11 protein-coding genes are annotated in these 13,091 nt (G+C 72.8%); 7 read left to right on the top strand and 4 right to left on the bottom strand.

Annotated features, from left to right (window positions below):
- Positions 1-339 precede the first annotated feature (339 nt).
- The 3 genes from ACZ466_RS46500 to ACZ466_RS46490 all read left to right on the top strand — a co-directional run bounded on the left by ACZ466_RS46500 (position 340) and on the right by ACZ466_RS46490 (position 3,711).
- Positions 340-786, top strand: coding sequence for a universal stress protein (locus ACZ466_RS46500; RefSeq protein ID WP_378279427.1), 447 nt, complete (start codon positions 340-342; stop codon positions 784-786).
- Positions 783-3,206, top strand: a complete 2,424-nt coding sequence (locus ACZ466_RS46495) for a glycoside hydrolase family 65 protein (RefSeq protein WP_378279425.1) — start codon at positions 783-785, stop codon at positions 3,204-3,206. Before ACZ466_RS46500 ends, ACZ466_RS46495 begins: the two co-directional genes overlap by 4 nt.
- Positions 3,207-3,366: 160 nt before the next feature.
- Complete coding sequence (locus ACZ466_RS46490; protein WP_378279423.1) at positions 3,367-3,711, top strand: hypothetical protein; 345 nt, start codon at positions 3,367-3,369, stop codon at positions 3,709-3,711.
- Here ACZ466_RS46490 and ACZ466_RS46485 read toward each other — a convergent pair.
- Complete coding sequence (locus tag ACZ466_RS46485; protein WP_378279421.1) at positions 3,694-4,572, bottom strand: helix-turn-helix domain-containing protein; 879 nt, start codon at positions 4,570-4,572, stop codon at positions 3,694-3,696. The two genes, ACZ466_RS46490 and ACZ466_RS46485, sit on opposite strands and share 18 nt — an antisense overlap.
- Positions 4,573-4,702: 130 nt before the next feature.
- Here ACZ466_RS46485 and ACZ466_RS46480 point away from each other — a divergent pair, with 130 nt between their 5' ends.
- The gene (locus tag ACZ466_RS46480) at positions 4,703-5,722 is read left to right on the top strand and encodes a zinc-dependent alcohol dehydrogenase family protein (protein WP_378279419.1); all 1,020 of its coding nucleotides are present in this window, start codon (positions 4,703-4,705) and stop codon (positions 5,720-5,722) included.
- Between the two features lie 150 nt (positions 5,723-5,872).
- Positions 5,873-6,517 (top strand): DNA alkylation repair protein, encoded by a 645-nt coding sequence (locus ACZ466_RS46475; RefSeq protein ID WP_378279596.1) that lies wholly within the window; start codon positions 5,873-5,875, stop codon positions 6,515-6,517.
- Positions 6,518-6,552: 35 nt separating this feature from the next.
- Here ACZ466_RS46475 and ACZ466_RS46470 read toward each other — a convergent pair whose 3' ends face one another.
- Together ACZ466_RS46470 and ACZ466_RS46465 are read right to left on the bottom strand one after the other, a co-directional pair.
- Positions 6,553-7,251, bottom strand: a complete 699-nt coding sequence (locus ACZ466_RS46470; protein ID WP_378279417.1) for a hypothetical protein — start codon at positions 7,249-7,251, stop codon at positions 6,553-6,555.
- Positions 7,252-7,348: 97 nt separating this feature from the next.
- Positions 7,349-9,511, bottom strand: a complete 2,163-nt coding sequence (locus ACZ466_RS46465; RefSeq protein WP_378279415.1) for an MMPL family transporter — start codon at positions 9,509-9,511, stop codon at positions 7,349-7,351.
- Between the two features lie 154 nt (positions 9,512-9,665).
- On the opposite strand from ACZ466_RS46465, the gene ACZ466_RS46460 reads away from it, so the two are divergent.
- Both ACZ466_RS46460 and ACZ466_RS46455 read left to right on the top strand, forming a co-directional pair.
- Positions 9,666-10,862, top strand: a complete 1,197-nt coding sequence (locus ACZ466_RS46460; RefSeq protein ID WP_378279414.1) for a sensor histidine kinase — start codon at positions 9,666-9,668, stop codon at positions 10,860-10,862.
- On the top strand, positions 10,849-11,529 hold the full coding sequence (locus tag ACZ466_RS46455; RefSeq protein ID WP_378279412.1) for a response regulator: 681 nt from the start codon (positions 10,849-10,851) through the stop codon (positions 11,527-11,529). The genes ACZ466_RS46460 and ACZ466_RS46455 overlap by 14 nt, the downstream gene beginning before the upstream one ends.
- Positions 11,530-11,551: 22 nt before the next feature.
- Here ACZ466_RS46455 and ACZ466_RS46450 read toward each other — a convergent pair whose 3' ends face one another.
- Positions 11,552-12,829: a cytochrome P450 gene (locus tag ACZ466_RS46450; RefSeq protein WP_464044052.1), complete on the bottom strand. Its 1,278-nt coding sequence runs from the start codon at positions 12,827-12,829 to the stop codon at positions 11,552-11,554.
- Between the last annotated feature and the right edge of the window lie 262 nt (positions 12,830-13,091).

Genomic DNA, 13,091 nt, shown 5'->3' with positions numbered 1-13,091 from the left:
GAACGGCCCGGATCCGCAGGACCTGCGCCTACGGCGAGCCGCACCCTCCGTGGTCGGCCGCGAGTTCCAGATGATCGAGGCGGCGGCCCAGGAAGCACGTGGCGGCCGACGCCCGCCCAGGAGGCCGACAGAACGCTGGTCGATCCCAGGGTGTTCGACCATCATCCCGAGGCGGGACAGGGCGTTCAGGCAGCGCCGGTGATGCTCGCGCAAAGAACTGGGAACGTCGGCTTCAACGGCCGATCGCCTAGGGGCGAAGGTCCCTGCTGCCGCGGGCCACTCGGCTCTGTGGCCGTGGGCGGGCGCGGGGTGGACTGGAGACCGGTCAAGGAGGTTTCCATGCAGGTGATGCCCGCCCAGCGTTGCGTGATCGTCGGCGTCGACGGATCGCCCAACTCGATCGCCGCCCTGCGCCGCGCCGCCGAGGAGGCCCGGCGGCGGCGCGCCCGGCTCGACGTCGTCCGCGTCCTGGCCCCGGAACCGGGGGCGTCCCCGCACCCGTTGCGGACGGCCCGGGAATGGCTGCGGCTCCGCAGCCTGGTCGCCCGGATCGTCACCCGCTCCCAGCACCTCACCACCCGCCTGCGCATCGCCTACGGCGACCCCGGCCGCGTCCTGGCCGACCAGGCCGGGCACGGCGAACTGCTGGTCATCGGCGCTCGCGGGCATTCCGAGCACGGCAACCCCTTCGGCGGCGCCACCATCCCGGTCGTCCGCGCGAACGCCCGCTGCGAAGTCGTCATCTGCGCCGACCACCACGCGGCCCCCGAGGGCAGCCCTCCATGAGCCGCTGGCTGCTCGTCTACGACGGGTACGACCCGGATTCGGAGGGCGTCCGGGAGGCGCTGTGCACTCTCGGCAACGGCTACTTCGCCACCAGGGGAGCGCAGCCCGAGGCCACGGCCGACGGAGTCCACTACCCGGGGACCTATGTCGCCGGCTGCTACGACCGGCTGACCTCGGACGTCGCCGGCCGCACCGTCGTCAACGAGGACCTGGTCAACGCGCCGAACTGGCTGCCGCTCACCCTCCGGATCGGGGACGGGCCCTGGCTGGGTCCCGCCGATCTCGCCTCCCCCTCCGCACTGCTGTCCTACCGCCAAGAACTCGATCTGCGGCGGGGCGTGCTGACGCGGCTTCTGCGGTTCACCGACGCGGCGGGACGGGTGACCCGGATGGCGCAGCGCCGGATCGTGTCCATGGAGGATCCGCATCTGGCGGCCCTGGAGACGACCATCGTCCCGGAGAACTGGAGCGGGGACCTGGAGATCCGGTCGGCTCTCGACGGGCGCGTGAGCAACTCCGGGGTGGCGCGCTATCGCCTGCTCAACGGCGCGCACCTTGTCCCCGGCGGCGAGGGCGAGAACGGCGCCGAGGCGGTGTGGCTGTCATGTCGTACCGCCACGTCGGGGGTGGAGATCGCCCTGGCCGCCCGCACCCGCGTGGACGCCGCCGCGAAGCGGACCACGCGCGAGGAGCGCGGCTGGATCTCCCAGGATCTCCTCGTGGAGGCCGAGGAGGGCGTGCCCGTCACCGTGGAGAAGGTGGCGGCCCTGTTCACCTCTCGCGACAGGGCCATCGAGGAGCCCGCAAAGGCGGCACGCACCCGCGTCGACCGGGCCGCGGGCTTCGACGGCCTCCTGGAACGGCACACCCTCGCGTGGGGACGCCTGTGGCGCCGCTGCCGGCTCAGCGTCGACGGCGAAGACGTGCAGCGCGTCCTCAACCTGCACATGTTCCACCTGCTGCAGACGGTTTCGGAGCACACGGTCGACCTCGACGTCGGCGTTCCGGCGCGCGGGCTGCACGGCGAGGCTTACCGGGGGCACATCTTCTGGGACGAGCTGTTCGTGCTCCCGTTCCTGACGCTGCGCTTTCCCGAGATCGCGCGATCGCTGCTGCTCTACCGGTCGCGGAGGCTGCCCGAGGCCCGCTGGGCCGCACGCGAGGCGGGGCGGCGCGGCGCCATGTACCCCTGGCAGAGCGGCGGCGACGGGCGGGAGGAGACGCAGTGGCTGCATCTCAACCCGCGTTCCGGCCGGTGGCTGCCCGACCACTCGCACCTGCAGCGGCATGTCGGCCTGGCCGTCGCGCTCAACGTCTGGCGCTTCTACGAGGCCACCGGCGACGCCGAGTTCCTCGCCGAGTACGGCGCCGAGATGCTCCTGGAGATCGCCCGCTTCTTCGCCGGCCTCGCCACCTACAGCCGCGGGCTGGACCGGTACGAGATCCGCGGCGTCATGGGCCCGGACGAGTACCACGACGGATACCCCGGCCGCGAGGAACCAGGCCTGGACAACAACGCCTACACCAATGTCCTGGCCGTGTGGGTGCTGTGCCGGGCCCTGGACGTCCTGGCCGTGCTGCCCGGCGACCGGCGCGACGAACTGGTCGAGCGGCTCGGGCTGGCCCGCGAGGAGATCGCCCGGATGGAGGACGTCAGCCGCACGATGGCGATCCCCTTCCACGACGGCGTCCTCAGCCAGTTCGAAGGCTACGCGGACCTCGACGAGCTGGACTGGGACGGCTACCGGCGGCGGTACGGCGACATCCGCCGCCTGGACCGCATCCTGGAGGCCGAGGGCGATTCGCCCAACCGCTACAAGGCCTCCAAGCAGGCGGACGTGCTGATGCTGTTCCACCTGCTGTCACGCGAGGAGCTGGACGACGTCCTGACCCGCCTCGGCCACGTCCCCGCGCCGGACCTGATGGAGCGGACGATCGCGTACTACCTTCCGCGCACCTGCCACGGGTCGACGCTGAGCTCGCTGGTGCACGCCTGGCTGATGGCGCGCGTGGACGGCGAGGAGGCGTGGCACCTGTTCCTGGAGTCGCTCGACAGCGACATCGGCGACAGCCAGCACGGCACCACCGCCGAAGGCGTCCACCTGGGCGCGATGGCCGGGACCGTCAACCTCGTCCAGCGCTGCCACGCCGGCGTCACCACGCAGGGCACCGTGCTGCACCTCGCCCCTCGGCTGCCGGCCGGCATCGGGCGGCTGCGCCTCGGGCTGCGCTACCGCGGCAACTGGGGCGTCGACCTGTCCCTGAGCCAGGACCGGCTGCGGGTGGCGCTGCATCCCGGCGTCGCCTCCCCCATCGAGGTCGCCTGCGGCGCGGAGACCGTCACGATCGAGCCGGGCGCCGCCTGGGAGACGCCTTTGGCGAACGGCCGCCTGCCGGAACAGCCGGCAGGCGGCCGGTAAAGGAGGGAGCCGCGCGGCCCCGATGTGTTCAAGGGCCGCGCCATGTCCGGTGCACCAGGCCGTGACGGTCGCCCGCCGCCTGGACGTCGGTGGCCTTGGTCACCACAGCAGCCCCTGTGACCGGCCCGCACCGCGCGGTGGGCTGCGAGGGGCCATCACCGTGCATCGCAGGAAAGTCTGTCGACTTGAACTGGCCCGTCGCCACCCCGACGGCACCGTCCCGACCGACGAGGAGCGGCTGCGCGACTTCTACGTCTTCCGCGACTTCCCGCACTTCGCGCAGGTCTACCGGGCCGTCAACGAGCTGGTCCGCGACCCCGAGGACGTGGCGACCCTGGTCCTGGGCACCGCCCGCGACCTGGCCGCGCAGACATTTGCCGTGCTGCGACAGCTGACGGTTCACATAATCACGATCGCGCTCGCCCGGAGGGACTTCCGCCGGGAGGGGCTCCCCGCCATCGTGTCGAGGTCCGGTGGCCGGGGGCGTTCAGGTCTGGTCCGCTGATCGGAGGCGGGGGGCGCCGGCCTCGGCGGCGGCCCAGCTGGCCAGGACGCGGAGTTTCTCCTCCGAATCGCTGCCGGGCTCGGTGCCGTAGGCGACCAGGGTGAGGTTGTCGGCGGCCAGGTCGAGGGATTCGTAGGTCAGGTGGAGGTCGCCGACGACCGGGTGGTGGAAGGGTTTGGCGCCCTGGTGGTGCTGGCGGACGTCGTGGCGGGCCCAGCGGGTGCGGAAGTCGTCGCTGCGGGTGGACAGCTCGCCGACGAGGTCGGTGAGGTTCTTGTCGTAGGGGTCGCGGCCGGCCTGGGCCTGCAGGAGGGCGACGGTGTCGTCGGCGGCGCGTTCCCAGTCGCCCCAGAAGTCATGGGATCGGGGGTCGAGGAAGATGAACCGGGCGTGGTTGGGGGTGGCGCCGCGGGCCGCGTCGACCATGGGCGCGTACAGGGCGCGGCCGAGGGCGTTGGTGGCCAGGACGTCGCCGCGGCCGTTCATGACGAACGCCGGGGCATCGGTCATGGAGTCCAGCAGCCGCTGCACGCCGGGCCGCACGGTGGCCGGGGCGGGGCGGCGCCGGCGGCGCGGACCGGGGCCGGCGGAGCGGGCCAGGTCCTCCAGGTGGGTGCGTTCCTCGTCGTTGAGCCGCAGCGCACGGGCCAGGGCGTCCAGGACGCTGTCGGACGCGCCCGCCAGGTTTCCGCGTTCCAGGCGGGAGTAGTACTCCACGCTGACTCCGGCGAGCTGGGCGACCTCGGCACGGCGCAGCCCGGGCACCCGCCGGGTGCCGTAGGAGGGCAGTCCGGCCTGCTGCGGGCTGATCCTGGCCCGGCGGGAGGTCAGGAACTCACGGATGGCGCTGCGGTTGTCCACCTTTCTCAGGTTAGGCGTCCCTCCGGGCGGGAGGGGTGTCATGCCAGTACACCTTTCGCCAGGGCCTTCCAGCCGGTCTGACCAGCGCTTTGGATGGGCAGTGGCACAAGAATCCGAAGGAGAGACGATCATGCGTGGTGTGGTGTTGCACGCTCCCGGTGATGTCCGGGTGCGGGAGCTGGACGATCCGAAGATCATCGAGCCGACCGACGCGATCATCCGCGTCACGGCGGCCTGTGTGTGCGGTTCGGACCTCTGGCCCTACCGCGGGGTCGAGGAGGTCCACGACCAGCCGATGGGGCACGAGTACGTCGGTGTGGTGGAGGAGATCGGCAGTGACGTCACGACCGTCAAGCCGGGGCAGTTCGTGGTGGGCACGTTCGTCGCCGCCGACGGCACCTGCGAGATCTGCCGCTCGGGCTTCCCCTCCTCCTGCGTCGACCGCGTGTTCATGTCCGAGGTCGGCACCCAGTCCGAGCGCGCCAGGATTCCCCACGCCGACGGCACGCTGGTGGCCACGCCGGGCATGCCCGACGCCGACCTGATCCCCAGCCTGCTGGCGGCCTCGGACGTCCTGGGCACCGGCTGGTTCGGGGCCGTGGCCGCCCAGGCCGGGCCCGGCAAGACCGTCGCGGTCGTGGGCGACGGCGCGGTCGGGTTGCTGGCGGTGCTGGCCGCCAGGCAGCTCGGCGCCGAACAGGTCATCGCCATGAGCCGCCACCGGACGCGCCAGGAGCTCGCCGTCGAGTTCGGCGCCACCGCCATCGTCACCGAGCGCGGTGAGGAGGGCGTCGCCAAGGTCAAGGAGCTGACCGGCGGGCTGGGCGCGCATTCGGTCGTCGAGGCGGTCGGCACCCAGCAGTCGATGCGGCAGGCCATCGGCTCCACCCGTCCAGGCGGCCACGTCGGCTTCGTGGGGGTCAGCCACGACGTCGCCCTCAGCGGGGAGAACCTGTTCTTCTCCCAGGTCCACCTGCTCGGCGGCCCGGCCCCGGTGCGCCGGTTCCTTCCCGAGCTCATCGACCTGATCTGGCAGCGGAAGATCGACCCCGGCAGGGTCTTCGACCTCCGGCTGCCCCTGGAGGAGGCGGCCGAGGGGTACAAGGCGATGGACGAGCGCCGCGCCACCAAGGTGCTCCTGACCATCTGATCGTCGCAGGAGCGGCGGTCGCGCTTCCGCTCCGGCGGCTCCGGCCACCGGGCCCCGGCTGGACGCCGGTGCGGCCGGCCTGCCGTCGTAGGCTGTCTCGCACGTGATGGACAGGAGGCTGAGGTGGCCGAGGCGACGGTGGCCGAGGTGATGGCCGAACTGGCCGCGCTCGAGGACCCGAAGATCCGCGCGGTGAACGAGAGACACGGTGACGATCACGGTGTGAACCTCGGCAGGCTGCGCGCGCTCGCGAAGCGGCTGAAGACGCAGCAGGAACTCGCGCGCCGTCTCTGGGAGACCGACGACACCGCGGCGAGACTGCTGGCGCTCCTGATCTGCCGCCCGAAGGCGTTCGAGCGTGCCGAGTTGGACGTCATGCTGCGCGAGGCGCGCACCCCCAAGGTGCACGACTGGCTCGTGAACTACGTGGTGAAGAGGAACCCGCACTGTGAAGAGCTGCGCCTGGCCTGGTCCGCTGATCCGGACCCGGTGGTCGCGAGTGCCGGCTGGGCACTGACCACCGAGCGGGTGGGGAAGAAACCCGAGGGGCTTGACCTCGCGGGATTGCTCGACGTCATCGAGGCGGAGATGAAAGACGCCCCGGATCGCCTGCAGTGGGCGATGAACCACTGCCTGGCCCAGATCGGGATCGAGCACGCCGGGCACCGCGCCCGTGCGATCGACATCGGTGAGCGCCTGCAGGTGCTCAAGGACTACCCGACTCCGCCGAACTGCACCTCTCCGTTCGCGCCCATCTGGATCAGCGAGATGGTGCGCCGACAGCGCGCCAAGTAGGGCGGGCCGGGCTCAGTCCTGTGAGGTCTCCACGCTCAGTTGTTCTGGATCGTGATCCATTCGGCGTCCTGGACGTAGTAGCGGAAGTCCCGGCGGAGGACGTCGACGACCGCCGTCATGTGCGCGGCGCCCCAGACCACGGCGACCTTGATGGGCTCCTGGTAGCGCTCACGGTGGACGGTTCCGAGCGTCCGCACCAGCCGCTCGTCGCGTTCTTCCCCGACCTTCCTGTCCAGGAAGCGGTCGATACGGCCCTCGGGCCGCTCGCGGTCGTGCATGTCGTTCTGGTCGAGACTGGGCAGGTCGCGCGGGTCCCCGTAGCGCCCCAGCGCGCGCAGGGCGAGGGCGGCGGCCGAGTCCAGCGCGGTGTGCACGATACGGTCGCGGGGCGAACGCTCCGCGCGGCGCCGCGCCCGCTCCTCGGGCGGCTCGGCGGTGCCGCCCTCCCAGATGATGGGGACGCCGAGCGCCTCGAGGTCGAGCGCGACCATCTGGTCGACCAGGCCGTCCCAGCGCAGCCCGGCCATCCGGCGCTGCATGGGGGCGCCGTCGCTCGGCCCTCCCTCCGCCACGATCAGGTCGCAGGACGAGGCGCGCGCGGCCACCTCGTCGTAGAACGACCGTTCCCCCACGTGCACCATGGGGAACAGCACGAAGCGCAGTGGTGTGGTCCGGCGGCCCATCGTGATCACGGCGGCGCGCAGCCCGATGACGCTGCTCTCGATGAACTGCATGAGGCGATCCCCCCGTCCAGCCCACTCCCACTCGTTGGACCGCCGAGAGCCCCGATCGGTTGCCTTGGCGGCCGGCGAAGTTCGCACCCCACCCGCGTCAGCTCGGATTCCGGCGCCGGGGTTGCGCCGCGGGCGTGGCGCGGCTGGGCCACCACGTCCGTTCGGCCAGGAGCGTCACCAGTGCCGGGACCTGGAGGGCGCGGACGAGCAGGGTGTCGATCAGGACGCCGATGGCGACGGCGATGCCGACCTCGGCGACGGTGATGTCGGGGATCTGGGCGAGGGCGGCGAAGGTGCCGGCCAGGACGAGTCCGGCGGCGGTGATGACGCCGCCGGTCGCGGTGAGTCCGCGGCGGACGGCCTGGCCGGTCGGGAGGTGGCGGCTCTCCTCCCGGACGCGTTCCATGAGGAAGATGTTGTAGTCGACGCCGAGGGCGACCAGGAACACGAAGATGTAGACGAACAGGTCGGCCGCGACGCCGCCGAAGCCGAGGACGTGCGTGAACGCCAGTGCCGAGATGCCCAGCGAGGCGGCGAACGACAGCACCACGGTGGTCAGCAGCATCAGCGGCGCGATGATGGAGCGCAGCAGCAGCCCGAGGATGAGGGTGACGGCCAGCAGGACGAGCGGCACGATGCGCACGGTGTCGTCCAGGGCGGCCTGGCGGTAGTCCAGCTGCACGGCGGGGGTGCCGCCGACCAGGATGCCGGCGCGGACGTCGTCCATGCGATGGCGCAGGTCGTTGATGGTGTCGGCGGCGGCCTGGCCGTAGGGCGGGACGGACAGCCCGACGGTGAGCGTGGGACGGTCGCCCAGCGGCCGGCCGGGCTCGGCCTCGGCCACGTTCGGTGTCGCCCGTGCGGCCTGCTGGGCGGCGGTGACGGTCGCCTGGGCGGTTCGGGTGGGCAGTACCACGGTCAGCGGCACCGACGCCGCCTGCGGGAAGTGCCGGGTGAGCACGTGCTGTCCGGCGACCGAGTCGCTGCCGGGTGGGACCTTGTCCAGCGGGTCGGCGCTGGTGTGCAGGCTGGTCAGCCCGAGCGCGGCGATCGCCAGTCCCGCGGTGACCAGGGTGGTGACCAGGCCGGGGCGGCGGCCGACGAGGGCGGCGATGGCGTGCCAGAGACGGTGGTCGGTGGCGCCGCGGGCGTCGGCGGGGGTGGGGATGCGCGGCCACAGCAGCCAGCGGCCCGCGCACGCGAGCATCGCGGGGAGCAGGGTGAGGGTCGCCACGAGCGCGATGACGACTCCGGCGGCGGCGACCGGGCCCAGGCCGCGCAGTCCGGCCAGGTCGGCGACCAGCAGGCAGAGCATGCCCACGGTGACGGTGGCGGCGCTGGCGGCGATCGCGGGTGTGGTGCGGCGCAGTGCCTCGGCCAGGGCCTCGTGCCGGTCGGCGTGCCGGGACAGTTCTTCGCGGTAGCGGTTGAGCAGCAGCAGCGCGTAGTCGGTCGCGGCGCCGAAGACCAGCACGATGAGGATGGCCGAGGCCAGGTCGGTGACGACCAGCCCGGCTCGGGCCAGCCCGTAGGCGGCGCCGCGGGCGACCATCACCGCCATGCCCGCGGCCAGGAGCGGGACCAGCCACAGGACGGGGCTGCGGTAGGTGAGGAGCAGCAGGACGGCGACGATGGCCATGCTGGTGAGCATCAGCGGGCCGTCCACGTCGCCGCCGTCGTTGTCGACGTCCAGCCCGGCCTCGCCGGTGACGTTGGCGCGCAGCCCGGAGTGGGCGGGGCCCGACGCCGTCCGCTGGACGTGCTCGCGCAGCCGCTCGACCGCGGTGGTCACGGTGTCGTCGTCGGCGTGGGCGGGCTGGATCTGGACGGCGAACAGCGCGGCGGTCTCGTCGGCGGAGAACAGCACCGTGCCGGTGGGCCGGGTGGCCGGGATCGCGGCGGCCCCGCGCCGGTCGCCGGCGACGGCCGTACGGTCGGCGTCGGTGAGGCGGGCGCGGTCGGTGCGGTGGTAGACGACCAGGGCGGTCTCTGCTTCGGGACGGTCCGGGTCGGGCTCGGCCAGCGCGGCGACCCGGCTGGAGTCGAATCCGCCGGGCAGGTAGGCCGCGGCGTCGTTGCGCTGGACATCTTCCAGACCCGAGGCGAGCGCGGTCGCCACGACCGCCGCGGCGATCCAGGCGAGCAGCAGCGGCCACTTGGCGATCTTCAGGCACCGCGCCAGCCGGGTCGGACGCGCGGACGGCGCCGCGTCCTCAGGCGCCGAGGGCGGCCCCTGGATCTTGGAGAAACTCTTGGACATGGCTCCATCGCAGCGGCCGGAGGGTGCCGGACGCATCGGCGAAACGAGCCCACCGGCACGCGCGCGGTCCCTCGGAAGAGCCAGGGCGCACCTCGCCGCGGATCACTCCTTCGAGCGATGCCGCGTGTCGGCGGCCGGCCGTAGGGTCGAGCCGATGAGCAGGAAGAACGCGGTGACGGTCGCGGGGCGCCGGGCGCTCGGCGTGGCGGCGGTCGCGCCGGCGCTGGTCGATCAGGCCACCACCGACACGTCCGCGGCCGCGTGGCTGGCCCTGGGCGGCTACACCGTGGTGGCGGTCGCCGCGCTGGCCGGGCGGCGCCGCCGGCCGCTGACGGTGTTCTGCACGGTCCTCACCGTGCTGGCCGGGGTCGAGGTCGGCGCCGCGGCCGCCGAGGTCAAGTTGAGCAGCCTGGCCGTCCTGCCGCCGGCGTTCGCCCTGTACGCGGTGGGCGCCTACAGTCCGCGGAACCGCTCGACGGCGGCCCTGTTCATCGGCGCCCTGCTGGTGGCGGCCGGGCTGGTGGTCAACCACGCGACCGCGCCGCAGGGCTGGCGGGGCGGCTCGGACGTGCTGGCCCTGGTCGCCGTGCTGCCGGTCGCCTGGGCGCTGGGCGTGGCCGCGCGGAGCCACCGCGTGCTGCTGGCCGCCGCCGAGCAGCGCGCCGAGGACGCGCGCCGCGAACAGCGGCTGCGGGCCGAGCAGGCCGCGGCGGCCGAACGCGTCCGCATCGCCCGCGACATGCACGACGTCGTCGCGCACTCGCTGACGCTGCTGGTCGTCCATGCCGAAACCGTGCGGGCCCGCTCCGGGGAGCTGCCGCCCTGGGCCCGTGAACGCGTCGACTCCCTGGCCGCGGCAGGCCGGCAGGCCACCGAGGAGATGCGCGATCTGCTCGGCGTACTGCGCGATGGAACCGCCGCCACCGCTCCGCGCGCCCCCGCCCCGTCCCTGTCCGGCCTGGACGCGCTGGTGAGGACCGCGGGCGACTCGGGCAACCCGGTCACGCTGACCACGACCGGACCGTTGGACGCCCCGCCTCGCCCGGTCCAGCTCGCCGCGTACCGCGTCGTTCAGGAGAGCCTGTCCAATGCCCGCCGCCACGCCCCGGGCGCCCCGGTCACCGTCCGCGTCGATGCCGGGACGACCAAGATCGACGTCGAGGTCGGCTCCGGCCCTCCGCCCGGGCCGGTGAGGCCGGTGCCGGGCTCCGGGATGGGCCTGGCCGGGTTGACCGAACGGGTGGCCGCCGTCGGCGGCGAGCTGAGCGCCGGGCCGATGACCGGCGGCGGCTTCCGGGTGACGGCCACCCTTCCCTACAGCTGGGAGGGCCGCCGGCATGCGCTCCGGTGAGGCCCCGATCAGCGTGGTGATCGCCGACGACGAACGCGTGGTCCGCGACGGCCTGCGGGCGATCCTGGAGACCCAGGACGACATCACCGTGGCCGGTGTCGCCGCCGACGGCGACCACGCCCTGCGGTTGTGCGGCACGCTGCGTCCCGACGTGCTGCTGCTGGACGTGCGCATGCCCGGACACGACGGCCTGTGGGTGCTGGGCGAGCTGGCCCGCACCGGCGAGCTCGGGGGGAACGGCGTCCACGCGGTCATGCTCACCACGTTCGACCTGGACGAGTACGTGGACGAGGCCCTCACCCTGGGCGCCAACGGATTCCTGCTCAAGACCAGCTCCTATGAGGAACTGCTCACCGCGGTCCGCGCCGCCGCGGGCGGCGACGGGGCGCTGAGCCCCGGCGTGGCCCGCCGCGTCATCGGCGGCTACGTCGCCCATCGTCGCGCCCGGCGCGTCGACGCCGCCGACCTGGCCCGCCTGCGCGAGCTGACGCCGCGCGAGCAGGACGTGCTGCGGTTGGTCGGCCAGGGGCTGAGCAACGGTGAGATCGCCGCCGAGCTGGTGGTGTCCGAGCACACCGTCAAGACCCACGTCAGCCGGATCCTGACCAAGCTGGGGCTGCGCAGCCGCGGCCAGGCCGCGGCCTTCTCGCGCCGCGTCGCCCATTGACCCGGCGAGCCCACCGAGGGGGTCAGGTCACGGAGAGGGGTGCGCGGACGTGGTCGACGCGGACGGTGACGCCGCCGCGGGGGAACATCGCGGTGAAGCCCGTCGGCTGGACGTCGCGTGACAGCAGCGTCAGGTCGGTGCGTTGCAGCAGCCGTGCGAGGACGGCGGCGATCTCGGCCCGGGCGAGGTTGGAGCCGAGGCAGCGGCGCGCGCCGACGCCGAAGGGCAGGTACTCGTAGCTGGAGGGGTGCCGGTAGCCGGGGCGTTCGCGGTCCCAGCGCTCGGGCCAGAAGCGGTCCGGGTCGGCCCAGATGCGCGGCAGCCGGTGCGTGACGTACTGGCTGAACACGACCAGGTCGCCGGCGCGGCCCCGGTGGCCGGCGAAGGTGAAGTCCTCGGCCGCCTTGCGGGCGCCGGCCATCGCGGGCGGGTGGAGGCGCAGCGTCTCGGAGGTGACCCAGTCGAGGTACGGGAGCCCGCGCAGCAGGCCCAGTTCCGGGGTCCGCGCGCCGAGCCGCTCCCGGACCTCGGACCTCGCCGCGGCCCAGGCCCGCCGGTCCGACCACAGGGCGTAGACGGCCCAGGACAGGGCGGCGCTCGTGGTGTCGTAGCTCGCGACGATGAGGCTGACCACCATGTCGCGGAGCTCGGTGTCGGTCATGGCGGGCCCGCCGCCGTGGGCGCCCAGCAGCAGGCCGAGGATGTCGTCGCCCGGGTTGCCGGCGTCCCGCCGCCGGGTGATCTCGGCGCGGACCCGCCGGTCGATGCGGGTGAGGGCGGCCTTGGCGCGCCGCCAGAGCGGGTTGGGGACGGCCTGGAGCAGCTGCTGCTTGGGCGGTGAGTAGTTCAGCAGGCGGAGCACCTCCTCCAGGTCGGCGCCCAGCGGCGCCTGCTGGGCCGCCAGCTCCGGTCCGAAGAAGCCCCGGACGGTGGACGAGCGGACCAGCGAGCGGAAGGTCCGGTAGAGGTCGATCCGGTCCCCGGGGCGCCAGGAGTCGAGCGTGGCGTCCAGCTTGTCCAGGAGGACCGCGAGGTAGCCGGCGACCGGCTCGCGGTGGAAGGCGGGCTGGACGAGGGTGCGCCGGCGGTCGTGGCCGGGCCCGTCGCTCACCAGCAGGGCCGTCTCGCCGGCGAGCGGGATCAGGGTCTCGAAGCCGCCGCGCCAGCGGAATTTCGCGGAATTGCGAAAGAGGAACTCGTTGGCTTCCGGCCCGAAGAGGAACGTTGTTTTCAAAGGCCCGAAACCGTAGGTCGCGACCGGTCCCGAGCGTCGACTCAGATCGCGCATCGCATAGGCCATCCGCCGGTCGAATTCCCGGGCCAGACGAAGGTCGTCAAGAAGGGTGAATTGCATTCGGGCACCTCTCTCCGAGAGTGATTCGAGCGCAGACACGGGCAACGTTTCCACTGTCCACACGCCCTTTGCCCGAGTCAACGCCAGACATTTCTCGCTCCTCGGCGAGTTTACAGCCAGATCTTGCCATGTTATTTGTGTGCGCGATTATAGGGCATTTTTGTTAACGTCACGGAAACCTTTTCGCACCGCCTCAGGCAATTGCAAT

Source organism: Actinomadura rugatobispora, assembly GCF_055379765.1.
Note: the sequence above shows the minus strand (reverse complement) of the source record. Positions and strands in the feature narration are given on the sequence as shown.

Coding starts and splice junctions, on each gene's coding strand:
- ACZ466_RS46500 (WP_378279427.1), top strand. CDS start 340: ATGCAGGTGATGCCCGCCCAGCGTTGCGTGATCGTCGGCGTCGACGGA.
- ACZ466_RS46475 (WP_378279596.1), top strand. CDS start 5,873: ATGGCCGAACTGGCCGCGCTCGAGGACCCGAAGATCCGCGCGGTGAAC.
- ACZ466_RS46495 (WP_378279425.1), top strand. CDS start 783: ATGAGCCGCTGGCTGCTCGTCTACGACGGGTACGACCCGGATTCGGAG.
- ACZ466_RS46480 (WP_378279419.1), top strand. CDS start 4,703: ATGCGTGGTGTGGTGTTGCACGCTCCCGGTGATGTCCGGGTGCGGGAG.
- ACZ466_RS46455 (WP_378279412.1), top strand. CDS start 10,849: ATGCGCTCCGGTGAGGCCCCGATCAGCGTGGTGATCGCCGACGACGAA.
- ACZ466_RS46450 (WP_464044052.1), bottom strand. CDS start 12,829: ATGGCCTATGCGATGCGCGATCTGAGTCGACGCTCGGGACCGGTCGCG.
- ACZ466_RS46460 (WP_378279414.1), top strand. CDS start 9,666: ATGAGCAGGAAGAACGCGGTGACGGTCGCGGGGCGCCGGGCGCTCGGC.
- ACZ466_RS46465 (WP_378279415.1), bottom strand. CDS start 9,511: ATGTCCAAGAGTTTCTCCAAGATCCAGGGGCCGCCCTCGGCGCCTGAG.
- ACZ466_RS46470 (WP_378279417.1), bottom strand. CDS start 7,251: ATGCAGTTCATCGAGAGCAGCGTCATCGGGCTGCGCGCCGCCGTGATC.